The organism is Massilia glaciei (genome assembly GCF_003011895.2).
GTDB classification, from domain to species: domain Bacteria; phylum Pseudomonadota; class Gammaproteobacteria; order Burkholderiales; family Burkholderiaceae_D; genus Telluria_A; species Telluria_A glaciei.
In genome coordinates, this window is sequence record NZ_PXWF02000300.1 from 1 (window position 1) to 24195 (window position 24195).

Annotated in this window: 20 protein-coding genes, 1 tRNA gene and 1 pseudogene; 7 read left to right on the forward strand and 15 right to left on the reverse strand. The window is 66.3% G+C overall.

The window, feature by feature from the left end; translation table 11 throughout:
- From C7C56_RS23105 to C7C56_RS23125, 5 genes are all read right to left on the reverse strand, one after another.
- Positions 1–670 (reverse strand): tyrosine-type recombinase/integrase (locus C7C56_RS23105; RefSeq protein WP_229458944.1); only part of this gene is annotated, 670 nt, incomplete at its 3' end.
- A 471-nt stretch (positions 671–1141) separates the two neighbouring features.
- Positions 1142–1216 (reverse strand) — tRNA-Val (locus tag C7C56_RS23110).
- Positions 1217–1259: 43 nt separating this feature from the next.
- Positions 1260–1958 (reverse strand): DNA polymerase III subunit epsilon, encoded by a 699-nt coding sequence (gene dnaQ / locus C7C56_RS23115; protein ID WP_106759715.1) that lies wholly within the window; start codon positions 1956–1958, stop codon positions 1260–1262.
- A 76-nt stretch (positions 1959–2034) separates the two neighbouring features.
- Positions 2035–2472, reverse strand: a complete 438-nt coding sequence (rnhA, locus tag C7C56_RS23120) for a ribonuclease HI (protein WP_106759716.1) — start codon at positions 2470–2472, stop codon at positions 2035–2037.
- A 9-nt stretch (positions 2473–2481) separates the two neighbouring features.
- The gene (locus tag C7C56_RS23125; RefSeq protein ID WP_106759717.1) at positions 2482–3255 is read right to left on the reverse strand and encodes a class I SAM-dependent methyltransferase; all 774 of its coding nucleotides are present in this window, start codon (positions 3253–3255) and stop codon (positions 2482–2484) included.
- A 29-nt stretch (positions 3256–3284) separates the two neighbouring features.
- On the opposite strand from C7C56_RS23125, the gene gloB reads away from it, so the two are divergent.
- From gloB to C7C56_RS29095, 4 genes are all read left to right on the forward strand, one after another.
- Entirely contained in the window at positions 3285–4085 is an 801-nt protein-coding gene (gene gloB / locus C7C56_RS23130) for a hydroxyacylglutathione hydrolase (RefSeq protein ID WP_106759718.1), read from the forward strand.
- Between the two features lie 223 nt (positions 4086–4308).
- Positions 4309–5376, forward strand: coding sequence for an ABC transporter substrate-binding protein (locus tag C7C56_RS23135; protein WP_229458945.1), 1068 nt, complete (start codon positions 4309–4311; stop codon positions 5374–5376).
- A gap of 389 nt (positions 5377–5765) precedes the next feature.
- Positions 5766–10181 carry an EAL domain-containing protein gene (locus tag C7C56_RS23140; RefSeq protein ID WP_106759730.1) on the forward strand — a complete coding sequence of 1472 codons (4416 nt, stop codon included), beginning with the start codon at positions 5766–5768 and terminating at the stop codon, positions 10179–10181.
- 7 nt (positions 10182–10188) lie between these two features.
- Positions 10189–10410, forward strand: a complete 222-nt coding sequence (locus tag C7C56_RS29095) for a hypothetical protein (RefSeq protein WP_219933213.1) — start codon at positions 10189–10191, stop codon at positions 10408–10410.
- 433 nt (positions 10411–10843) lie between these two features.
- On the opposite strand, the gene aceB is transcribed toward C7C56_RS29095, so the two are convergent.
- Complete coding sequence (gene aceB, locus C7C56_RS23155; RefSeq protein ID WP_106759719.1) at positions 10844–12433, reverse strand: malate synthase A; 1590 nt, start codon at positions 12431–12433, stop codon at positions 10844–10846.
- A gap of 186 nt (positions 12434–12619) precedes the next feature.
- Here aceB and C7C56_RS23160 point away from each other — a divergent pair, with 186 nt between their 5' ends.
- Positions 12620–13534, forward strand: a complete 915-nt coding sequence (locus C7C56_RS23160; RefSeq protein WP_106759720.1) for a LysR family transcriptional regulator — start codon at positions 12620–12622, stop codon at positions 13532–13534.
- 33 nt (positions 13535–13567) lie between these two features.
- Here the strand turns inward: C7C56_RS23160 and C7C56_RS23165 are convergent, their stop codons facing one another.
- The 7 genes from C7C56_RS23165 to C7C56_RS23195 form a co-directional block, all read right to left on the reverse strand.
- Positions 13568–14008, reverse strand: coding sequence for a hypothetical protein (locus C7C56_RS23165; protein ID WP_106759721.1), 441 nt, complete (start codon positions 14006–14008; stop codon positions 13568–13570).
- On the reverse strand, positions 13951–14733 hold the full coding sequence (locus tag C7C56_RS23170) for a TerD family protein (RefSeq protein ID WP_181373320.1): 783 nt from the start codon (positions 14731–14733) through the stop codon (positions 13951–13953). Before C7C56_RS23170 ends, C7C56_RS23165 begins: the two co-directional genes overlap by 58 nt.
- Positions 14734–14916: 183 nt before the next feature.
- Positions 14917–15120, reverse strand: a complete 204-nt coding sequence (locus C7C56_RS23175) for a cold-shock protein (protein ID WP_010398811.1) — start codon at positions 15118–15120, stop codon at positions 14917–14919.
- Between the two features lie 299 nt (positions 15121–15419).
- Positions 15420–15791: an Hpt domain-containing protein gene (locus tag C7C56_RS23180; protein WP_106759723.1), complete on the reverse strand. Its 372-nt coding sequence runs from the start codon at positions 15789–15791 to the stop codon at positions 15420–15422.
- 7 nt (positions 15792–15798) lie between these two features.
- Positions 15799–16449 (reverse strand): uracil phosphoribosyltransferase, encoded by a 651-nt coding sequence (upp, locus tag C7C56_RS23185; protein ID WP_106759724.1) that lies wholly within the window; start codon positions 16447–16449, stop codon positions 15799–15801.
- A 66-nt stretch (positions 16450–16515) separates the two neighbouring features.
- Positions 16516–17139 (reverse strand): TetR/AcrR family transcriptional regulator, encoded by a 624-nt coding sequence (locus C7C56_RS23190; RefSeq protein WP_106759725.1) that lies wholly within the window; start codon positions 17137–17139, stop codon positions 16516–16518.
- Positions 17136–18821, reverse strand: a complete 1686-nt coding sequence (locus tag C7C56_RS23195) for an isovaleryl-CoA dehydrogenase (protein ID WP_106759726.1) — start codon at positions 18819–18821, stop codon at positions 17136–17138. Before C7C56_RS23195 ends, C7C56_RS23190 begins: the two co-directional genes overlap by 4 nt.
- Positions 18822–19850: 1029 nt before the next feature.
- Between C7C56_RS23195 and C7C56_RS23200 the strand changes: the two genes are divergently transcribed.
- Both C7C56_RS23200 and C7C56_RS23205 read left to right on the forward strand, forming a co-directional pair.
- On the forward strand, positions 19851–21575 hold the full coding sequence (locus C7C56_RS23200; protein ID WP_106759727.1) for a putative bifunctional diguanylate cyclase/phosphodiesterase: 1725 nt from the start codon (positions 19851–19853) through the stop codon (positions 21573–21575).
- Entirely contained in the window at positions 21572–22852 is a 1281-nt protein-coding gene (locus C7C56_RS23205) for an HDOD domain-containing protein (RefSeq protein WP_229458946.1), read from the forward strand. Before C7C56_RS23200 ends, C7C56_RS23205 begins: the two co-directional genes overlap by 4 nt.
- On the opposite strand, the gene C7C56_RS23210 is transcribed toward C7C56_RS23205, so the two are convergent.
- Both C7C56_RS23210 and C7C56_RS23215 read right to left on the reverse strand, forming a co-directional pair.
- The gene (locus C7C56_RS23210; RefSeq protein ID WP_229458947.1) at positions 22819–24069 is read right to left on the reverse strand and encodes an MFS transporter; all 1251 of its coding nucleotides are present in this window, start codon (positions 24067–24069) and stop codon (positions 22819–22821) included. The two genes, C7C56_RS23205 and C7C56_RS23210, sit on opposite strands and share 34 nt — an antisense overlap.
- Positions 24062–24195: pseudogene (locus tag C7C56_RS23215) on the reverse strand (chorismate synthase); the annotation flags it as partial. The pseudogene C7C56_RS23215 and the gene C7C56_RS23210, both read right to left, overlap by 8 nt.

A 24195-nucleotide genomic window follows, 5' to 3' on the forward strand; every position in this document is an offset into this window, starting at 1 on the left:
AAATATTGGCGGACGTAACACACGGCAGTGCTGGATGATTTCGGACAGGGGCGATCTTATTGGGATTGGCCAGAAGGTTTTCAAGATGGCCACGCCACCTTGCGGGATTCTCGCCCTGCCGGAACTTGCTCACAGTCGCCCAGTCCAGAATGCTTTCGATGCGCCCGCGAAGGCGGGTTGCCGTTTCGGTCTTCGTGTCCCAAATCGGGCTGAGCACCTTCACGATCAAATCGGTGTCAACCTCGGCGACCGGCAAAGCTCCAATCAACGGCGTCGCGTAGGTGCCCAGGGTGTTCTCCCATTGGCTGACATGTTTCGCATTTTTCCAGCTGCCCTTGTGTGCCGCAATGTAGGCCGCAGCACACTTATCGAACGAAATGACTTTTGCCAATGCGAGCGTGTCGGCAGTTCTCTGGGCCTCGCGCTTGTCGAGCGGGTCGTGCCCCTCAAGTAGAACCGCGCGGCACTCTTTCGCCGTCTCTCGTGCGGTGGACAGGCTCACTGTGAGCACAGAACCAAGCCCCATTTCTCGAGGGCGGTGTTTTAGGGTGTACCGGAATACCCAGCTTTTTGTCCCGGATTTCGACACTTGCAGCCACAGCCCCATGCCGTCACCGTAATGGCCCGGTTTGCTGATCTTTCCAACGCCCAAAGCCGACAGCTTGTGCATCCTCAGCGCCATATCCCTACCCACGTTTGTACCCATGTTCGACATCTGGATTGTATCGTTTTCCGGCGGACGCTGGCGGACGTCACTTTTGATATTTCCCCTATGAGAAGGCGAAAATAAAAGCTCCCTTGCGGGAGCTTTTTAACAATACTGGCGGAGACAATGGGATTCGAACTTTCAATCCGCTGACGTCCAAGACTGTCCGGGGGAAGCCAGGACTGCATCCCTGTAAGCAACATGCTAATCACCGGTCGGTGACTGGAAAAACAAGTGCCGGATTCGAACTTAATTCTCTTGGTGGGTCAGCGAGCAAGAAGTCACGAGCTCGGCTTAACCCAGTTCTACCATTGGATCAGTCCGAGTAAGTCCGCCAGCGTCCGACACAGTTTTCCGTACTTTTTCCGTACTTTGGCTTAGAATAGAAAAAAAGCCTGCAACGCAAGTTGCAAGCCTTTGATTTCAAACGAATTTTGGTGGGAAGTGCAAGTTTCGAACTTGCGACCCCTGCAGTGTGAATGCAGTGCTCTACCCCTGAGCTAACCTCCCAAAGCGGGGCGAATTATCGCACACCCCGCGCGAAACGTCACCATTAAATGTAATTTCTCCACACACAAGTGCCCTTCACCGCCTTATCGAGCCCGCCAAGCAGGCTTTCATGCTCGGCAATCTCGTCGGCGCTGGCCGCCAGTTCGATCACGATCGCGAGCGGCACCACTTCGAGCTCGGCGCCGTCGTTGCCGGTTTCCACCTCGAGATCCATCGACAGGCTGTTCTGGCCGCGCGTCATCGACAGGTAGACGTCGGCCAGCAGCTCGGCATCGAGCAAGGCCCCATGCAGCTTGCGGTGCGAGTTCGACACGCCATACCGGTCGCACAGCGCGTCGAGCGAATTGCGTTTGCCGGGATGCATTTCCTTGGCGTTCGCCAGCGTGTCGATGACGCTCGAGCAATGCTCGGTAAAGGTCGGCAATCCCAGCAGCTTGAACTCGTTGTTAAGGAAGCCCAAATCGAACGGCGCGTTATGGATGATGACCTCGGCGCCGCTGATGTAGTCGCGCAGCTCGGCCGCGATCTCGGCGAACTTCGGCTTGTCGCGCAAGAACTCCGTGGTCAGGCCGTGGACCGCGAGCGCGCCTTCCTCCGAATCGCGCTCCGGATTGATGTAACAGTGGAAGTTATTCCCCGTCAGCATGCGGTTTTTGAGTTCGACGCAACCGACTTCGATGACGCGGTCGCCCGTGCGCGGATTCAGGCCGGTGGTTTCGGTATCAAGTACGATTTGACGCATGCGTGGCTTTGTTCAATGTGTGGAGGGTGCAACGAAGGCGCGCAGTATACCAAACCGCGGCGCGCCAACGGCAATGTTATCTGCGCACCGTTTCGACGCCGCTGTTGGCGAGCACGTCGGCCCGCTCGTTGCCCGGATGGCCGCTGTGGCCGCGCACCCAGCGCCATTCGACCGCATGCTGGGCCTGCGCCAGGTCGAGCGCCTTCCACAGATCCTCGTTCTTGACGGGCTCCTTGGCCGCGGTTTTCCAGCCGCGCGCCTTCCAGCCGTGGATCCATTCGGAAATGCCCTTTTGCACGTACTGGCTGTCGGTGTGGAGCACCACCTCGCACGGGCGGTTCAGGGTGGTCAGCGCCTCGATCACGGCGCGCAATTCCATGCGGTTGTTCGTCGTGTTGAGCTCGCCGCCAAAAATCTCCTTCTCGTGCCCTTCGGCCACCAGCAAGGCGCCCCAGCCGCCCGTTCCAGGGTTGCCCTTGCAGGCGCCGTCGGTGAAAATCTCTACTTTGCTCATCCTGCTCGCTTACTTTCTATTGGTTGCCGGCACGGCTTGGTTGGCCGCCGCCGATTTTTTGTTCCACGCGGGACCGATCAGGGTCATTCCCTTGACGCGCTTGATCGCGTGCACCATGTACACGGCCCCAAGATAGGGCCACCAGCGATCCCCGGCCCGCTCCATGAAGGCGAAGCGGTTGAGCCAGACGCTGCTGCGGCAAGGGGGCGCGTAACAGCCGAAGTGGCTGCGCGTGACGCCCAGGTTCAACAATTTTAACCAGTCTTTCATGCGCGGCATAGAGATGAATTCGCCCGCGATGGGCAGGTAGTGGTGGCCCGTGATGCGTCCAAGCCCCTGGCGCACGCCCCACAGGCTGGCCGGATTGAAGCCGCAGATGATCAATTGCCCCTCGGGAATGAGCACCCGTTCGACCTCGCGCAGCACCTGGTGCGGCTCGGACGCGAACTCGAGCACGTGCGGCAGCACCACCAGGTCGAGGCTTTGCGAGGCGAACGGCAAGTCGGCGAAGTCGAGCGCGACGGCGATCTGGCGCCCGCCCGGCGCCAGCGCCAGTTGCTGCACGCTCGAACTCATCGTTGCCGCCTGCCACTTGTTGGGCATGCGGTTGGCCGCCAGCGTGTCGATTTGCGGCAGGCCGATCTGCACGGCGTTGAATCCGAAGATGTCGGCCGTCAGCTCGTCGAGGCAGCGCTGCTCCCACGCCCGCACGTACTCGCCCGCGGGCGATTGCAGCCAGCCGTCGAGGTCTATAATGGATTTTTCGGATGCCGCGCCGTTCATGCCCGCCCTTTTCTGTCGATTCTAAAACCATGCACACTGCACCGAAGCGCGCCCTGGCGGTGCTCGCCCTGCCCGCCTTGAAGGACAACTATTTCTGGCTCATCCACGACGGCGTCAACGCCGCCGTGGTCGACCCCGGCGATGCCGCGCCCGTGCTCGCCGCGCTGGCGGCTCATTCACTGACGCTCACCGCCATTCTACTCACCCATCACCATGCTGACCACATTGGTGGCGTGCCGCGCTTGCTCAGCCATGCCAAGGTGCCAGTTTTCGGCCCCGCCAACGAGCCCATCGCGACCATCAGCGTGCCGCTCGCCGAGGGCGCGCTGGTCGACGTTCCCGGCCTGGCGCTGTCCCTGCGGGTGCTCGAGGTGCCCGGCCACACCCTCGGGCATATCGCCTACGTGCGCGCGACGCCCGGGGCCAACTGGCTGTTTTGCGGCGACACCCTGTTCGCCGGCGGCTGCGGCCGCCTGTTCGAGGGCACCCCGGCCCAGATGGCGGCGTCGCTAGCGCGCCTGGCCGCCCTGCCCGACGACACGCAGGTTTTCTGCGCACACGAATACACGCTGGCAAACCTGGCCTTCGCGGCGGCGGTCGAACCCGACAATCGGCTGTTGCAACAACGCACAGAACGCGAAAGCGCCAGGCGCGCCGCCGGCCAGCCGACCCTGCCATCGTCCATCGGCCTCGAAAAGCAGACCAATCCCTTTTTGCGCCACCGCGAGCCAGGAGTCGCCGCCGGCCTTGCCAAGGCCGGAAAACTGGCCCCCGGCGCCGACGAACTGGCCGTTTTCACAGCGCTGCGCGGCTGGAAAAACACGTTCTGAGACCCCGCCGAGGTCGGCGCGCCACGGTCTCGATACATGCATATCAATTGTTGTGCGATTCATATAGAATATTCTTCAAGGAAACATTATCTTCTTTGGGTAGCAGCATGCGGACCACCTCGTTCACCGCCCGACCCGCGCGCGCCCATGGCGCGCCGCGCCCGACCGCCGCCGGTCATGGCGCCGGGCCGCGCGCCGCCCCCACGTGGCGCGTTCCGGCGCCATGCTGACGTCCACGCCCGGCGCCGCCGCGCCCGCCGCCCGCCTCTGCCGTGGTTTGGCGGCGGCCCTTGCCCTCATGCTGGCGGGAGGCGCCTCCCCAGCCGCGCCCCATGCCGGTTCCGAAAACGCGCAGCCGCCCCCGCCCGAGTCCACCGTCACGGTCAGGCGCCCCGCGGTCTATATGCTGGTGCCGGCACCAGAAAACCGGCGCGAGGGGCACTCTATCGGCGTGCTGTTCCCCGATATCGGCGAGCCGTTCCGCAAGGTGTTCACCGAGATCATGAGGGGCATCGACGAAGGGGCGCGCGTGCGCGTGCGGGGCTATCCGATTGCGCCGGGGCAGGATCCGGGCGAGCTGTCGCAGCGGCTCAGGGCCAACGGCACGCGTGTCGTGGTCGCGCTCGGGCGCCAGGGGCTGCGCGTGGCCGCCGGGCTCGACATCCCGGTCGTCGTCAGCGGCGTCTCGTCGATCCCGGACGGCGAAAAACACCTCGGCATCTGCCTCACGCCCGACCCCGCGCTGCTGTTCGGGCGCCTCAAAAGCCTGCTGCCGGCCAGCCGGCGGGTGCACGTGGTGTACAACCCGCTCCACAACGAGTGGCTCATCAAGCTCGCGCGCGAGGCCGCGCGCGCCGAGGATCTTGAGCTGGTCGCCTACGAGGCGCGCGACCTGGCCACCGCGGTGAGCATGTACAAGGCCGCCTTCGCCGACGCCGACAAACGCAACGACGCGGTCTGGCTGCCGATCGACCCGACCACCGTGGACGAGCGCACCATCTTGCCGATCGTGCTGGCCGAGGCATGGAACCGCAACGTGGCGCTGTTCTCGAGCAGCTACCTGCACGTCAAAAAAGGGGCGCTGTTCGCGCTCTACCCGGACAACCTGGCGCTCGGCCAACGGCTCGCGGGGCTGGCCATGGGCGTGCTCGAGGGCGAGCCCGCGCCGGCCGGCATCACCCCGCTGCGCGAAGTGCGCGCCGCGCTCAACCTGCGCACAGCGGGCCACATCGGCATCGTGCCCGGCCAGCCGGTGCAGCGCGGTTTCGACTTCCTGCACGCCGGGCCCTGAGAGGTTGAGAGTCTTTCGACCATGCCCTTCCATCCCGCCAGAAAGCGCCCGCTCGTCGTTGCAAATGCTCGCCATAGCCCGAGCTATGGCTGTGCTTTGCGCCTAGATCGGCCACCTTCCGGCGCGCTGCTCGGGCACGTCCGAAAAACTCTCAGCCTCTAACTCAACAAAAATGGCGGCATTGCCAAAAATTATACGACCATCGCGCGCGCCTGACATATACTTCCGCTAGCCTGGTGACAGCGTGCCGGCCGACTCACCTTAACGAAGCCTTGGCTTCCAGCGCTGCAAGCGATGAAAAAAACAACGACAAGCCAGGCCAAGCAGATGCCGGGGGCTAGCCGCCCGCCGACCGTTTCGGCGCCCGGCTCAGAGGGGACCGGGTGCTGATGCTCCGCTATTTCTTGCGCCATGTCGGCTTCCGTCGCCAGCTGACCATCATTGTGTCGGCCGCGATCATGGTGCTGGCGCTGTTCTCGTCGCTCATGAACTCGTGGGAGGCGAGCGCGCGCATGCGCGGCCATTTCGTCGAGCAGGGCCAGCGCATCGCCGAGAACATGGCGCGCCAGAGCACCCTGGCGCTGTTGTACCACTCGGGCGAGAACGCGCGCGACGCGGTCGCCACCACCCTCACCTTCCCCGACGTGCTGGGCGTGCGGATCGTCGACCTCAAGGGCCGCGTGGTGCTCGACCAGCGCCGCCGGCAGCTCGCCGCGTCGGGCGCGCCGGCGGTGCCGCAGCCCGCGGCGGCGGCGGCCGCGCCGCTGCGCGAAACCGAGACCGCCTGGCATTTCAGCGCGCCCGTCTACAACGGCGCCACCGAAGCGTCGCCGTTCGACCCGCAGGAACAAAAGCCGGTGCTGCTCGGGCATGTGCAAGTGGAGATGGGCAAAGGCACGCTCACGCGCCTGAGCTTGTCGCTGTTGATCGGGAACCTGATCATCACCTTCTCTTTCGCCGTGGTGCTCTTGATCGTCGTGGGCATGCTCACGCGGCATATGATCAATCCGCTCAACGCGCTGTCGCGCCTGATGCGGCGCGCCGAGTCGGGCGAGTCGGGCATGCGCGCCGCGCCGGCCGGCCCGCGCGACCTGATCGAAATGGCGCTCGCCTTCAACCAGATGATGAACGTGCTCGAGCAGCGCGAGACGGAGCTCAAGGGCGCGCGCGACGCGGCCCTGAACCTGGCGCTCATGAAGGCGCAGTTCGCGGCCACCGTCAGCCACGAGGTGCGCACACCGCTCAACGGCGTGGTCGGCATGCTCGACATGCTCAGGGAGATGAACCTGAACAAGCGCCAGGCCGAATGCGTGGAGGTGGCCTGGAGCTCCTCGCGCACGCTGATCGAGCTGATCAACAACATCCTCGACTTTTCCAAAATGGAGGCCGGCAAGCTCACGCTCGACGAGACCGATTTCGACCTGCGCACCCTGGTCGAGGAGGTCATCGAACTGGTCGCCAGCCAGGCGCAGCAGCGCGACCTCGAGCTTGGCTACCTGATCGGCCCGGGCGTGCCCGAGCGCGTCCACGGCGACCCGCTGCGCCTGCGCCAGGTGCTCATCAACCTGCTTAGCAACTCGGTCAAGTTCACCGAGCACGGCGAGGTCTCGGTGTTCGTCTCGCGCTCCGGGGGTGAACGCTTCGGGCTGCGCTTCGAGGTGCGCGACACCGGCATCGGCATGAGCGGGGAGGACCAGGGACGGCTGTTCGAGTCGTACGCCCAGGCCGATCCGTCGACCTCGCGCAAGTACGGCGGCACAGGGCTCGGGCTGGCCATCGTCAAACAGCTGGTCGGCCTGCTCGGGGGCGAGATCGGCGTGGTCAGCACCTACGGCGAAGGCACCACCTTCACCTTCAACATCGCCTGCCAGGCGGCGCAGCCGCTGCCGGCGGATCCGGCCGACGCCACCCTTGCCGGCCTGCGCGTGATCGCGGTCGACGACAGCCACATCGTGCGCAGCTTCCTCGAGCAGGCGCTCGGGCGCCACGGGGTCGATTGCCACAGCACGCGCTGGGGCGGCGCGGCGCTCGAACAGCTCAAGGCCGGCGCCGACGCCGGCAAACCCTACCTCATCGTGATCATGGATATCGGCGCGGTCGACGACGGCGGCAACGACCTGGCGCATCAGGTGGGGATCGAGGCGCCGGGCACGCTGGTGCTCATGCTCGACCGCCTCGGCGCGCCGTCCGGCGGCACCCTGGCCGACGGCTTCCCGGTGCTGGCCAAGCCGCTGCGCGAAGAGCGCCTGCTGCGCGCGCTGCGCGAGATGGTCGGCGGCGCGCCGGCCCCGGGGCGGGCGCTTCAGGTTGGGGCGCAAACGCGCCGCCAGTACCGCGTGCTGGTGGTCGAAGACAACCGCACCAACCAGATGGTCGCCGCCGGCATGCTGACCATGAGCGGCTGCGAATGCGAGTTCGCCTCGAACGGCCGCGAAGCGCTCGAAGCGACGCGCCACCGCCAGTTCGACCTGATTCTGATGGATTGCTGCATGCCCGAGATGGACGGCTACGAGGCGACCGCGCACCTGCGCGCGCGCGAGGCGGGCGGCGGGCGCCGCACCCCGGTCATCGCGATGACCGCCAACACCCAGCCCGGAGACGCCGCTCGCTGCCTCGAGGCCGGCATGGACGACTACCTGCCCAAGCCGATCACGCTGGCGGAGTTGCGAAACAAGCTCGACAGCTGGCTGCCCGGCGCCGACCAGGCGCACACCCTTCACGGCCACGAGCGCGGCGGCGACGACGACAACCCGCTCGATTTGGCGGTGCTGGTCAAGCTGCGCGAAATCCTCGGCGCCTCGTTGCCGCAGGCGGTCAGCCCCTTCCTCGAAGACACCCCGCAATACCTGCTCGAGCTCGAGGCAGCGGTGCACGGGGGCGATCTCGAAAACGCGCGCGCCAAGGCGCACGTGATCAAGGGCTCGGCCGGCAACCTGGGCGCGACGCGGCTGGCGCAACTGGCCAAGGAGGCCGAGGAACACGCCACCGCCGGCGCGCTGGCGCTGGCCGCGCCGCTGCTGCCGCGCCTGCGCGTGGCCTACAACGCGGTCGCCGCGGCGCTCGCTAGCGCCGTCGTCGGCAGCGACGGCGGCGGCCAGGCCGCGGGCGACGGCGTGCCGCAGGTGCTCATCGTCGACGACGACCGCAGCACCCGCAGCACCTTGCGCCACACCTTGCAGCGCGACGGCTTCAGGGTCGAGGAGGCGGCCGACGGGGCCCAGGCGCTGGCCATGCTCAAGCGCTTCCACCCCGACGTGATTCTGATGGACGCCGTGATGCCGGTCATGGACGGCTTTACCGCCTGCGCCCGCATGCAGGAGCTGCCAGGCGGGCGCGCGGTGCCGGTGCTGATGATCACCGCGCTCGAGGACAACTCCTCGGTCGAGCGCGCATTCGCGGCCGGCGCCAGCGACTACATCCCCAAACCGATCCACTACGCGGTGCTGTCGCAGCGGGTGCGCAGGATCATCGAGGCCAACCGCGCCGAAAAGCGCATCCGCCACCTCGCCTACAACGACCTGCTCACCGGCCTGCCGAACCGCACCCTGTTCTTCGACATGCTGGGCGAGGCGGTGCAGGAGGCCAGCCGCAGCAAGGCCATGCTGGCGGTGCTGTTCATGGACCTTGACCGCTTCAAGTACGTCAACGACAACCTCGGGCACGATGTCGGCGACCGCCTGCTGGTGGCGGTGGCGCAGCGGGTGCGGCGCGTGGTGCGCAGCATCGACGTGGTCGCGCGCCTCGGCGGCGACGAGTTCACCGTGGTGCTGAGCGAGGTCGAAGGCGCGGCGCCGGCCGCGGCGGCGGCGCAAAACATCTGCCGGGTGCTGGCGGCGCCGTTCCAGATCGACGGGCACGACATTTTTGTCACCAGCAGCGTCGGCATCGCGATGTACCCGCACGACGGCAGCGACGTGGCCACGCTGGTCAAGCACGCCGACACGGCGATGTACCGGGCCAAGAAGACCAACACCGGTTTCCAGTTCTACGAAGCCTCGATGGAGCAGTCGATTTCGGAGCACGTGCGGATGGAGAGCGATTTGCGGCGCGCGCTCGAGAACGGCGAGCTCGAGGTGTTTTACCAGCCGCAGGCGCGCTTCGACACGGAGCAGATCATCGGCATGGAGGCGCTGGTGCGCTGGCACCATCCGACCCGCGGCGACGTGGTGCCGGTCGAATTCATTCCGCTGGCCGAGGAAACCGGCTTGATCAACCGGCTCGGTGAATGGGTGCTGCGCACCGCCTGCGCCCAGGCGCAGCAGTGGCGCGTGGAGGGTTTGCCGATGATGCGGCTGGCGGTCAATGTGTCGGTGCGCCAGCTGCTGCAGAAGAATTTCGCGGCGACGGTGGAGGCGGCGCTGGTAGACACCGGACTCGCGCCCGAGCTGCTCGAGCTCGAGATCACCGAGAGCACGCTGATGGAGCACGCGCAGGACACGCTGCAGGCGCTTGATCGTTTGCGCCAGTTGGGGGTGCGCTTGTCGATCGACGATTTTGGCACGGGCTATTCGTCGCTGTCGTACCTGAAGCGCTTCCCGGTCGACATCATCAAGATCGACCGCTCGTTCGTGCGCGACGTGCCGCAGGATGCGGACGATGCGGCGATCGTCACCGGCATCATCGCGCTGGCGCACAGTTTGCGGCTGGAGGTGGTGGCCGAAGGGGTGGAGACGGAGGCGCAACGGGCCTTCCTGCGCGGGCAGAACTGCGATTTGCTGCAAGGGTTCTGGCTAAGTCCGGCGCTGCCGGCAGAGGGATTTAGCGAACTGATCCGCGAACGCGAAGCTAAGCTGCTACGCGCCTGACGAACTGGTGGCGCAACCCCCTGTCACCCCACCTCCACAATCGCCACCCACAATCGCCCCCCACGACCACCACCAGCACCACCACCACCACCAGCACCACCAGCACCAGCGCCACCAGCACCACCACCACCACCACCAGCCAGCACCACCACCACCACCATCATCAGCCACCACCATCAGCCACCACCACCAGCACCACCACCAGCACCACCAGCACCACCACCACTAGCCCCAGCACCACCAGCCACCCCGTCATTCCCGCGAAAGCGGGGACCCATACTGAGCGAGAAAATAAATGGCGTTCGAACCTTTAGGCCGATGCGCTAAACGGTTAAATTTTCAAACGTCTCATATCCTCATGCTCATTATGGGTTCCCGCTTTCGCGGGATTGACGGTGGTGGGGGGGGCGCGGGAACGACGGTGGTGGGGGGCACGAAAACGACGGTGGTGGGGGGCACGAAAACGACGGTGGTGGGGGGCGCGGAAACGACGGTGGTGGAGGGGGAGCGGGAACGACGGTAGTGGGGGGGCACGGAAACGACGGTGGTGGGGGCGCGGGAACGACGGGTGCCGCGCGGAGCGCAAATAAAAACCGCGCGACGAGAGTTACCTCGCGCGCGGCTTTGCATTCACTGCGTCGCCATCTCGGCGCCGCCTCGACTTAGATCTCTTCGTACAGCGGCAACGTCAAAAACTCCGCAAACGACTCCGAGGTCGACATCTCCTCGAAAATCTGCGCCGCGCGCACGTAGCTCGGATTGTCGCCGTTCGGCGCCTCCTGCTTGACCTTGGCCAGCTCCTCCGGAATCATCGCACGCACCATGTCGGCGGTGACCTTGCGCCCGTCATCGAGCACGCCCTTGGTCGAGCGGATCCACTGCCACACCTGCGAGCGGCTGATCTCGGCTGTCGCCGCGTCCTCCATCAGATTGTGGATCGGCACGCAGCCGTTGCCCGTCAACCAGCTGCCCAGATAATGGATGCCGACGTTGATGTTATAGCGCAGCCCCGCCTCGGTGATCGGCGCCTCGGGCTTGAAGTCGAGCAGTTGCTCGGCCGTGACGTCGATGTCCGGACGCTGCTTGTCGATCTGGTTCGGCTTGTCGCCGAGGACCTTGGTGAACTCGCCCATGGCCAGCGCCACCAGCCCCGGATGCGCAACCCAGCCGCCGTCGTAGCCGTCGGTCGCATCGCGCGCCTTGTCGTTGCGCACGCCGCCCATCGCGACCTCGTTTTTCTCGGGATCGTTTTTGATCGGAATGAGCGCCGCCATGCCGCCGATCGCCGGCGCGCCGCGCTTGTGGCAGGTCTTGAGCAGCAGCAGCGCATAGGCGCGCATGAACGGCGACGTCATCGTCACCTTCGGCCGGTCGGCCAGGCAGAAGTCTTTGTCGAGCTTGAATTTTTTGATGCACGAGAAGATGTAATCCCAGCGCCCGGCATTCAGGCCCGAGCTGTGCTCGCGCAGCTCGTACAGGATCTCGTCCATCTCGAACGCGGCCAGAATGGTCTCGATCAGCACGGTGGCCTTGATCGTCCCCTGCGCCAGCCCGAGTTCGTTCTGGGTCATGACGAAGATGTCGTTCCACAGGCGCGCCTCGAGGTGCGACTCCATTTTTGGCAGGTAAAAATACGGCCCGGCGCCGCGCGCGAGCTGCTCTTTGGCGTTGTGGACCATGAACAGGGCGAAGTCGAAAATGCCGCCCGAGATGCGCTTGCCGTCGACCAGCACGTGCTTTTCGTCGAGGTGCCAGCCGCGCGGACGCACCACCAGCGTGGCGATTTTGTCGTTGAGCTTGTACTGCTTGCCGTTCTGCTCGAGCGAGATGGTGCGGCGCACGGCGTCGCGCATGTTGATCTGGCCGGTGATCTGGTTGTCCCAGTTCGGCGTGTTCGAATCCTCGAAGTCGGTCATGTAGCTGTCGGCGCCCGAGTTGAAGGCGTTGATGACCATCTTGCGCTCGACCGGACCGGTGATTTCGACGCGGCGGCGCTCGAGCGCGGCGGGGATCGGCGCGATCTTCCAGTCGCCGGCGCGGATGTGCGCGGTCTCGGCCAGAAAGTCGGGACGCTCGCCGGCGTCGAGGCGGGCCGAGCGCTCGGTGCGCGCGGCGAGCAACTCCTGGCGGCGCGGCTCGAACGCGCGCGTCAGCTTGGCCACGAGCGCGAGCGCCTCGGGCGTGAGAATCTGCGCGTAACCGGGCTTGATCTCACCCTTGATTTCCATACCTGCTGGGATTGCGATGGTCATACCTGCTCCTGTAGAAATATAAAAATGCGAACTTGCGAATTGCTGTGCGCGGCACGGGCATGGGTATAGGCCAGTGTAGGCGTTTCATATGACTTCAAGTATAGTGACTATCGAGTATCTAAACGAGACAATTAATCACTTCATCTGTGCGTATTTGTCACAAATGAACACCCGAGAAAGACCCCGATGGGCCAGTTCCGCCAGATTTCCACCTTCGTCGACGTGATCGCGCGCGGCAGTTTGTCGGCCGCGGCGCGCGCCGAGGGCATCGCGCCGGCCATGATTGGACGCCGGCTCGACGCGCTCGAGGCGCGCCTCGGCGTCAAGCTGCTGCAGCGGACCACGCGCAAGCTGGTGCTGACCAACGAGGGCGCGGCCTTCCTCGAGGACTGCCAGCGCATCCTCGCCGAGCTCGAAGAGGCCGAATCGGCCGTCTCCGAGCGCAGCGCGCGGGCCACCGGGCATCTGCTGGTGTCGGCCCCGGCCGGCTTCGGGCGCCAGCATGTGGCGCCGCTGCTGCCCTCGTTCTTGGCCGAGCACCGCGAGGTGAGCATCAACCTGAACCTGAGCGACCGCGTGGTCGACGTGGTCGGCGAAGGCATCGACGTTGCGATCCGCATCGCCAGCATGTCCGATTCGACCCTGGTGGCGGTCAAGCTGGCCGACAACCAGCGCGTGCTGGTGGCCGCGCCGGCCTACCTCAAGCGCCACGGCACGCCCGACACCCCGGCCGACCTGGCGCGCCACAACTGCCTGGCGATCAGCAGCGAGGGCAGCCAGCGCGGCTGGACCTTTTTCGACGGCGGCAAGAACGTGACGCTGAAGGTGGCGGGCAACATGGTGTGCAACGACGGCGAGGTGCTGCACGACTGGGCGCTGGCCGGCAAGGGGCTGGCGTGGCGTTCGATGTGGGAGGTGGGCGCCGAGATCGAGGCCGGACGCCTATGCACGGTGCTGGACCGGTATGCCGCGCCGGGCAACGACATTTATGCGGTGTTCGCGCAGCGGCGCCACCTGCCCCTGCGCATCCGGGCGTTCGTCGACTTTTTGCGGCACGCCTACGCGAAGCCCGATTGCTGGAACAGCGGCCGAGCGGCCTGATCCAGGGAGCCGGGCAAACGCGGGCGCACCGGCCTAAAAATTGGCGAGCTTCGGTTCGTCCTTGAGGATCTGGTTGATGTTGACCATGCGCGGCTGATCGCGGTTCTCGAGCTTTGCGATGACCGCCCACTTGCCCGGGGTATCGGAGGTCAGCGGCACCACGATCTGCCCCAGCGACGTGGTGACAACGACCTCGCCGTCATACTTCGCAAAATTCTCCTTCGCCCCGCCGAAGAAACGGAAAATGTTGGCCACGAAGAGCACGCTTTCCAAACGGTCGATGTGGGAAATCGTCAGGTTCTCGACGTTTTTCCCCGCAACATTTCCAACGCCCATATCGGCGTCGAGGAAAATATAGGGGAGCTCGCCGAGCTTGCCTTTCGAGGCGAAATAGATGTGACCCTCGATGCCGTTTTTCAGGCGATAGAAGGCGTGCAGGTCGAGATCGACCGCCTGGGTCCAGTTGAGCCGCACCTTGATATGCTCGATCGTGCCGTCCGCTTTTTTGCGAGTTGGACCGGTGTCGACTGCGTCGGTTTGGCGAGGGTGACTTTGCCCAGGTTCACCGCTGGAGCCGGGGCCGGGGAAGGCGGTTGCGGGACCGGCGCCGCCTGCGGGGCAGGCGGACGCCCGGCGTCCTCCTCCACGCTGACGCCAAAGTGGCGCGCCAGCGGGGCCAGGCCACCGTTGAAGCCCTGCGCGACCGCGCGCAGCCTCCAGCCGCCATCGTGGCGGTACAGGTCCACCAGCATCAAGGCGCGTTCATTGCCAAGCTGCGTCGGTAGAAACCGGAGCTCGGCGTCGCCGGCGAGGGCGCGCACCGCCAGGCCACCAATTGCGGCGACCGTGCTGGCGGTCCCATCCAAAGTCGCGGTGAAGCAGCAGCGCACTATTTCGGCCGGCAGGGCATCGAGATTGAGCTCGAACGCGACCGCTTTCGGCGAGGTCTGCAGTCTGACGGCGTTGCCCGGGGACGCGGGCTGGTTGTAAAAAACCATCCACGCATCGGACGGCACCTTGTCGTCGGCGCGCACCAGAAAACATGCGACGTCGAGGTCATCCGGCGTGCTGCCCCAGGACACGGCCACTGTCGCGGCTCCGCCGGCGGCGAGTGCTTGGTTGGCGCCCTGCATGAGTTCATTGGGCAAAATATTCTCCTTGGTTGGCGCGGCGATGCCTGACGGCGGATGGCGATCCAATGGATCGCATGAGTTTGATCGTTTGTGGGAGCCGGCGTTCATCGCGCGGGCGCCGGCAGCGACTTTGCGCAGTGCCCGGCTCCGCGCTCGCGTATCCGCAGCCCGGATGGCGCGGTCTTGCAAAACCGACAGGCGAAAAAAAATCCCCGAAACCGGGGATTTTCTATTTCGTTGACTCAGCGATTAGATTGGCTGAATGTTCGAAGCTTGCTTGCCTTTAGGGCCAGCGGTTACTTCGAAAGAGACGCGTTGGTTCTCTTGCAAAGATTTGAAGCCATTCGACTGAATCGCCGAGAAGTGAGCGAACAGATCTTCGCCGCCTTCGTCAGGGGTGATAAAGCCAAAACCCTTCGAATCATTGAACCATTTTACGATGCCAGTTGCCATTACAATTCCTATTTCAGTTAAGTTGGGCTTGCGCCCGTTTCAGATCGTTTAAAGAAGCAAGAAAGAAATGACAGACTGACTGCACTTACTACCTCGAATCCAACGATCCCGCATTATACCGAATAAAACACAAAAAACACGCCCGTTTCAAAATAAAGTGTGTTCGGCCAAAAAAATTTCAACCTTCAACTTTTTCGGCCCTCGCATTCTAGTTGGCAGTGAGCTAAATATAGGGCATCGAAGCGGCGCAAGTTTGACTCAGATCAAACGATTCGCGCACAAAATTTTGCGCGCGGCGGTTACGTCCGATCCCCATCGGTGTAGACAGCCTTCGGGTCGAGTTCTGCCCAGGAGAGATAGCGGTCCAGCGCGGCCAGCCACGCATCCCATTCGCCCTCGGGCACGCGCTCGAGCGCCATCAGGATCCGCGCCTGCTGCTCCAGTTCGCGCGCCTGCTGGCCGAGCGTGCGGAACCCGAACGTGGCGGCCGAGCCGGCGATCGTGTGCAGCACCTCGTGCATGCGCGCCGTGAGCCCGGGGTCGGGCGCGGCGGCGTTGAAGGCGCTGCGCGCGAGCGAGAGCCGCCCGATGGTCTCGGGCAGGCAGGCCTCGAACTTCTCGTTGAGCGCGTTCAGTTTGGCCAGGAATTCCGGATCGACCAGGGTCGCCACGATGGTCCTACTTGGTGCCGAAAATGCGGTCGCCGGCGTCGCCCAGGCCCGGCACGATGTACATGTGATCGTTCAGGTGCGAGTCGAGCGAGGCGACGAAGACCTTCACCTTCGGGTGCGCGTTCTGGAACACGGTGATGCCCTCGGGCGCCGCCACCAGCGCCAGGAACAGGATCTGCTCGTCGCTGACGCCGCGCTTTTTGAGCACGTCGACCGCGTACACGGCCGAATTTCCGGTGGCGACCATTGGGTCGCACAGGATGAAAATTCGGTCGGCGGTGTCGGGCAGGCGCACCAGGTATTCGACCGGGAGGTGGGTCTCGGGGTCGCGGAAAACGCCGATATGGCCGACCCGGGCCGACGGCACCAGCTCGAGCAAGCCGTCGCTCATGCCGATACCGGCGCGCAGGATCGGCACGATCGCGAGTTTTTTGCCGGCGATGACGGGGGCGTCGAGCGTCACCAGCGGGGTCTCGATCTCGCGCGTGGTCATCGGCAGGTCGCGCGTGATCTCGTAGCCCATCAGGAGCGTGATCTCTTTGAGCAGTTCGCGGAAGGTGCGGGTCGAGGTGTCCTTGGCGCGCATGTGGCTCAGCTTATGCTGGATCAGCGGGTGGTTCAAAATGAACAGATTGGGAAAACGCGGGTCTTGTCTCATGGTCTCGTGGTCTGGTTGTTGTGGCTTGGCCGATTCTAGCTAGGTTGACATTATAGTCCGGTCCGGTCACGCGGAACCATGCAAAAACATGGCGAGCGCCTCGTCGGCGAGTTCGTCGAGCGTGACGCCGCCGCCCGGCTTGTACCATTGGACCGTGTAGTTCACGGCCCCCATGATCAGCAGGCGCGCGACCTTGCTGTCGGTGCGCAGCATGCCCGCGTCCCTCAATTCGGTGATGGTCTGCTGCCAGATCTGGTCGTAGCGGTCCTTGAGCGCGATGATCCGCTCCTGCAGCGCGGGGCCTAGCGCGCGCCAGTCGTACAGCAGCACGGGGATGAAGTCGTGGCCCTCGCCGAGCACCGTCTCGAGCTGGGCCCGCAGCAGCGCGCGGAACTTCTCGCGCGGCGCCAGCGCCCCGGCCACGATCGCCTCGGTCGCGACCAGGCTGGCGTTCAGGCCCTCCTCCATCACCGCGGCCAGAATGTCCTGCTTGCTCTTGAAGTGGTAGAACGGGCTGCCCGAGCGCATGCCGACGGCGTCGGCGATGTCGCGGATGGTGGTGCCGTCGAAGCCGCGCTCGCGGAACAAGCGGGCCGACACCCGCACCAGTTCGGCGCGCCGGTTGCGCGCGTCGGACTCGCCGCCCGGGGCGTCGGCCGGCGCCGGCTTGACCTGCTCCGGGGCGCTCATGGCGCCACCAGCGCGCGCGCCAGAATGGCCCCGCAGTCGACGCCCGCCGGCAGCCGCCCGAAGGCGCCGCCCACGTCCGCGGCCAGGCGCGAGCGCACGAAGGCGTTTGCCACATAGTCGGGCGCGTGGCGCAGCAGCAGGCCGGCCTGCACCGCCACCACGACGCGCTCGGCCAGCCGTCGCGCGCCGTATTCGTCGTGCTGCGCGCCGTCGAGGTCGGCCAGCAGCGCGGCAGTGTAGCGGTTGTAGTGCGCGTCGGCCGGCCCCGCCAGGGCCAGCTCGGCGGCCAGCGCGGCGCGCGCGGCCGGCGTCTTGCCGAAGGCGCGCAGCAGGTCGAGGCACATCACGTTGCCCGAGCCCTCCCAGATCGAATTGACCGGGAACTCGCGGTACAGGCGCGCAAGCGGCCCGTCCTCGACGTAGCCGTTGCCGCCCATGACCTCCATCGCCTCGGCCCCGAACGCGGGACCGCGCTTGCACAGCCAGTATTTGCCGGCCGGGGTCAGGATCCGCCCCAGCAGTACCTGCGCCGGGTCGTCTTGCTGGTCGAAGCAGCGCGCCAGGCGCAGCGCGAACGCGGTGGCGGCCTCGGATTCGAGCGCCAGATCGGCCAGCACGTTTTGCATCAGGGGCTGCTCGGCCAGTTTGCGCCCGAACGCGGCGCGCCCGCGGGCGTGGTGCAGCGCGTGGGTCAGCGCGGCGCGCATGATCGCCGCTGAGCCAAGCACGCAGTCGAGCCGGGTGTAGCCGCCCATCTCGAGGATGGTCGGGATGCCGCGCCCGGGCTGGCCGACCAGCCAGCCGGTGGCGCCGCAGAATTCGACCTCGGACGAGGCGTTCGAGCGGTTGCCCAGCTTGTCCTTGAGGCGCTGCACCCGGATCGCGTTGCGGCTGCCGTCCGGCAGGTAGCGAGGCACAAAAAAGCACGACAGGCCGGCGCTGCCGGCGTCGTCGGTTTGGGCCAGCACCAGGTGGGCGTCGGACTGGGGCGCCGAGAAGAACCATTTATGGCCGACCAGACGCCAGGCGTCGGCGGCCTCGTCGCCGAAGCGCGCGCGCGCCTCGTCAAGGCTCCATGGCATGGCGCGCGTGGTGTTGGCGCGAACGTCGGTGCCACCCTGTTTTTCGGTCATGCCCATGCCGATCAAGACGCCCTCTTTCTGCCCGGCCGGCAGCGAGCGCGGGTCGTAGCGGCGCGACAGGATCTTGGGCAGCCAGCGGGCGCCGAGCGCGCCGGCCAGGCGCAGCGCCGGCACCGATGCGTAGGTCATCGTGACCGGGCACTGGGCGCCGTTCTCGACCTGCCCGAACAGCACGTACTGGGCCGCGCGCGCGACCTGGGCGCCGGGCGCGGCGCCCTCCTCCCACGGCGCGGCATGGGCGCCGGCTTCTATCATGAGCGTCATCAGGGCGTGCCACGACGGGTGGAATTCGATCTCGTCGACGCGCCGTCCGCCGCGGTCGAAACTGGCCAGCTTGGGCGCATTGACGTTGGCCTGGCGTCCGAGGTCGAGCGTTTCGGCCCGCCCCAGCTTGGCGCCGAGCGCGTGCAGCCCGGCCGCGGCCCAGGGCGCGCCTTCGCGCGCGAGCGCCTCTTGCAAGGCGGGGTCGCAGGCGAACAGGTTTACGTCCTGAAACGGCGCGGCCTGGTTCAGTACTTCGTGCGTGTCGAACTGGTTCATCAATTTCTCCGGGGGCAAAACGGCGGTGGCTTGCGCAGGCTAGCGCAAAGCGATGGGCGAAGCAAGCAGGTGCTTTCCAAAAGCCGTCTTTCCCGGGCAAACGACCCCATGTCCCCTGCAAGCCCATGCTGGGCTTGCCCATGCAATAGCCAACGTCAGTCCTGTACAGGCGCCCTCCCCTACGTCATTCCCGCGCAGGCGGGAACCCATGCTGAGCTTGCCCATGCAATAGCCAACCACATTCCTGTACAGGCGCCTTCCCCTACGTCATTCCCGCGCAGGCGGGAACCCAAGCTGAGCTTGCCATGCAATAGCCAACCTCATTCGTTCCTGTACAGGCGCCCCCCTACGTCATTCCCGCGCAGGCGGGAACCCATGCTGAGCTCGTCGTCGCAGCCAACATCAATCGAACGTCACACCCGTAAACATGCTGTCAGGAATATAACTTGAAATGGGAATCTGCTGAGTGGTCCATTGAGTCGCTTTAAAAAGAGTGCCGCAGACAACTAAAATTTTGCCACTTAGCCCCTCGCCCTGAAGGTTTGAGGTTCGCGTATGGCCAAGCTCAGCATGGGTTCCCGCCTGCGCGGGAATGACGTGTGGGGGGCGGCGCCTCCACGGGAATGAGCACCGCTGCGCGGGAATGACGTGTGGGGGGGCGCTTCCACGGGAATGAGCACCGCTGCGCGGGAATGACGTGTGGGGGCGGCGCCTCCACGGGAATGAGTACCGCTGCGCGGGAATCACGTGTGGGGGCGGGCGCCTCCGCGGGAATGCGTACCTCTGCACGGGAGACGTTTGGGGGGCGCCTGCCCGGGATAGACGTTGGGAGTTCCGCCTCCGCGGGAATGACGACGGTTTGATGTTGGCGCGGTGCCGTTGATTGGACGTCCAGACCGTTTTTTGCTGAGCTAGCGCAACTTTACGGAGATCAACTCTTTACGTAGCCCAATTTAATGCGTTTTAGCATCTTTATCCCGGCCCTTTCGCGCTAGCTTGGTGGACTGCGCAACGATCCCCGGGTTTTAGATGCAAGCAAGTTCACTTTCCGCGCCGGCTCCGGCCCCGCGCCACGAGCTCGACCTGTTGATGGAAACGGCCGGCGACGTCGCGTTCCGGCTCGATCCATCCGGGCTGATTTTGTATGCCAGCGCGCGCGCCGGCGCCTTGCTCAGTCCCGGGCGCGCCCTGGCCGGCAGCCTGCTCGGCGCGATGGTCGGCGACACCAGCCAGGCGGCGCTGCGCGACGCCCTGCTCGGGACTGCGACGCGCCCGGTGCAGCTCGAAATCAGCCTGCGCGGCGCCGACCAGGACATCCGCTTCGAGCTGCGCCTGGCCCATCTGGGCGGCGACGCCGGCGCGCCGGTGCTGGCGATCGGGCGCGACATGTCGGTTCAGCACGCGACCGAGGAACGGCTGCGCCACATGGCCACCCACGACACCCTCACCGGCCTGCCCAACCGCCGCCTGCTGTCGGACCGCATGCGCATGGTGATCGCGCACGCGCGCCGCACGGGCCAGCGCTTCTCGGTCGCCACGATCGGCCTCGACGGCTTTAAAAAGGTCAACGACGGCCTCGGCCACCCGATCGGCGACGCCGTGATGTGCATCGCCGCGACGCGCCTGCGCAAGACGCTGCGCGACAGCGACACCCTCGCCCGCAGCGGCGGCGACGAGTTCGTCGCCATCATGCCGGGCACCTGCAGCGAGTCCCAGATCAAGCTGATCAACGGGCGCCTGATGGCGGCGCTGCAGGCGCCGTTCGAGGTCGGGGACCACACCATCTACATCGGCGCCTCGGTCGGGGTCTCGGTCTACCCGCAGCACGCCGAGGACGAGGTGCGGCTGGTGGCGCTGGCCGACGCCGCCATGGCGCGCGCCAAGGGGACCGGCAAGGCGCGCTGCGTGATCTACAGCGCGCGCCTGGGCGGGCCGCCCGAGCACGACATATCGCTCGAGGCGGCCATGTTCCAGGCGGTGCGCGAGGGCGAATTCCTGCTCTACTACCAACCGATCGTGAACGCGCACACGCGCCAGATCCAGGGTTTCGAGACCCTGATGCGCTGGAAGCACCCGAGACTGGGCATGGTGCCGCCGGCCCGCTTCATCCCGATCGCCGAGACCAACGGCCTGATCAACCTGCTCGGAGCGTGGGCGCTCAAGGCGGCCTGCGTGCGGGTCAGGCGCTTCGAGCAGGCGGTGCGGCGCCCCCTGTACATCTCAGTCAACATCAGCCCGCGCCAGTTCCGCAACGATAAATTCCTGGGCGTCCTCGACGACGCGCTCGCCACCTCCGGCCTGCCCGGCGAGCGGCTGCTGCTCGAGATCACCGAGGGCACGCTGATGGTCGACCCGGTCCACGCCGAGGCGATCCTGTCGCAGATGGCCGAGCGGCGCGCGCGCATCGCGATCGACGACTTCGGCACCGGCTACTCCTCGCTGGCCTACCTCAAGCGCTTTCCGATCTCCGTGCTCAAGCTCGACCGCGCCTTCGTCAAGGACCTGCCGTCATCGCACAAGGACGGCGCGATCTGCAACGCGGTGCTCGACCTGGCCAAGCATCTGCGGCTGTCGGTGGTGGCCGAGGGCGTCGAGACTGAGGAGCAGCTGCGGTACCTCGAGCAGCGCGGCTGCCAGTGCGTGCAGGGCTACCTGACCGGCAAACCGATGCCGGCCAACGTGGCGGTGGCGGCGCTGACCGAAAACCAGTACGCGACGCTGCTGCCGGACGCCCTGCGGGCGGCGATCCAATGACGGCCGCCGGCGCGGCCACCCTGGCACTGCTATGGGAACGCGTCGAGCGGCAAGGCGACATGCCGGGCTTTGGCAAGGCCGTCGGCGCGGTGCTGGGCGCCATGCGCGGCGAGGTGGGGCAGGAATTCAACATGGCGCGCACCGTGCTGTCGGACCCGGTGCTGACCAAAAAGGTGGAAAAGGCGGTGCTGGCCGGGATGGTGGCGCAGCAGGTGGCCATCTCGGCCAGCGCCACCGACCCCGAGGAGGCGGTGGTCTGTTCAATGCTGCACGCGCTCGGGCGCATGCTGGTCTCGTTCTACCTGCCCGAGTCGTGGGGCGCGCTGCGGGCGCACGATGGCGCCGGCGGCGACGCCGCCGCCTTGCTAGGCCTGCCGCTGGTGGCGATCGGGCGCGCCGCCGCAGAGCGTTGGGGCCTGCCCGCCAAACTGGTCGCGAGCATGCGCGATATCGCCCCGGGCGGCGACGGCGGCGCGCTCGCGCCCGAAGACTGGCTGGCGGCCATGGCGACCATGTCGGCCCAATGCGCCGATTCGCTGTGGGACGACCGGCCCGGCGCCGACGCCCAGCTGGCGGCGCTGGCCGGGCGCTACGCGGGCATGCTCGGGGTGGCGCCGGACGCGCTGGTCGGGGCCATCGGCCAGGCCCGCTCGGCCGCCGCCACCACGCTCTCGATCGCCCCGCTGGCGCGGCCCGGGGAGCAACGCGCGAGGGCCCTGCAAACCAGCGAGCGGCGCGCCGACAGCCACCGCATGCTCATGGCCGGCATGTGCGCCATGCGCGCGCTGCCCGGCGACGCCAGCGCCGCGCGGCGCATTTCGATGGCCCTCGAGACGCTCTGGAAGGCGCTCGGGCTGGCTCGCGCGACGGCCTTCCAGCACCGGGGCGGCAGCTACGCGGCCAAGATCGGCTTTGGCGAGGGCGTGCGCGAGCTGCTCGGGCAGATGGACTTTGCCGACGACTACGAGCCCAACGTGTTCCACGCCGCGCTCACCAGCGACCGCATCATCTACATCGACAACGCGCGCGACCCGCAATTCACCCAGCGCCTGCCGCCCTGGTGGAACAGCACGCTGGCCGGCGCGCGCAGCTTTCTGATCCTGCCGCTGTGCGCGGGCGGGCAGCCGGTGGGATTTCTTTACGGCGACTGGGCCGCCGCCTACGCGCCGCTGCCGCTGGCGCAAGCCGAGTTTGCGCTGCTCAACGAGCTGCGCGGGCAGCTCGTGGCCGCCTTCGAGCGCCGCTACGAGCTCGAAACCGCGGCCAACCGGGTCTGATCGGCCCGATCCTGCCAGCGCAGCGACAAGGCCGCCACCACGCCGCCGGCGAGCGACAACACAGCCGCCGCGACGAAGATCGAATCGGGCCCCGCGCGCTCCCAGCACAAGGTCATGAGCAAGCCGCCCAGGGTGCCGCCGACGCCGTAGGCGACGCTCATGTAGAGCGCCTGCCCGCGCGCCTGCAGCGGCCCGGCGAACCAGCGCTGCATCGTCACCACGCTGGCCGAATGGTGGGCCGCGAACGTGAACGCGTGCAGCAGCTGCGCGAACACCAGCAGCGCGAGCGAATGCCCGCCCGCGCCGACCACCGCGAAGCGCAGCAGGGCCACCCCGAACGAGACCATCAGCACGCGGCGCACCCCGAAGCGCCGGAACAGCGCGCCCTGGAAGTAAAAGAACACGATCTCGGCGAGCACCCCGAGCGACCACATGGCGCCGATCACGGGCTTGCCGTAGCCTTCGCGCTCCAAATACAGGGAATAGAACACGTACAGCGAGGTGTGGGCGCTGACCATCAGCGCGGTCGAGGCGAAGAACGCGAGCACGGCGGGTTGGCGCAGCACGCTCCACAGCGGCGCGGCGGCCTCCCCGGCCGCGGCGGGCGGCGCCTCGCGGAGGCGCAGGCTGGCGAGCACCACGAACAACAGCATGAGCCCGGCGATCCATGGCAGCGCGTCGACCCCGTACCACTCGAGGCCATAGGCGGCGGCCATCACGGCGGCGACGAAACCGGCCGAGCCCCACAGGCGCACCCGCCCGAAATTGGCCAGGTCGCCCCTGAGCGAGGACAGCATCACCGCGTCCGACAGCGGCCCCTGGGCGCTGGTGAACAGGTTGAGCAGCACCATGGCGGCGAAAAAATGGCCGAAGCTCTGTCCGAGGAAGATGCCGCCAAACGAGACCAGCGCGCCCATCGCCGTCAGCCGCAGCACCAGCACGCGCCGCCTGGTGTGGTCGGCCACCCAGCCCCACAGGTTGGGGCCGAAGATGCGCATGACCTGGATCAGCGACATCAGGATGCCGATCTGGGCCGCGCTCATGCCGCGCGCGGCGAAAAACAGGCTGGCGTAGGTGGCGAAGGTGCCCGCGTGGGCGTAATAGGCGAAAAAAAACAGCCCCAGGTTGAAGGACTGCGATGGCGCGGCGGCGGCGGTGGCGGCGGTGGCGGCGGTGGCGCTGTCGGCCCCGCCCGTCCCTTTCAACGCCTCAGGCAATTTTGGGCGTGTCCACGCGCACGTCGCCGCACTGGGCGCGGTGCATCAGGGCGTGGTCGATCAGCACCAGCGCGAGCATGGCCTCGGCGATCGGGGTGGCACGGATGCCGACGCAGGGGTCGTGCC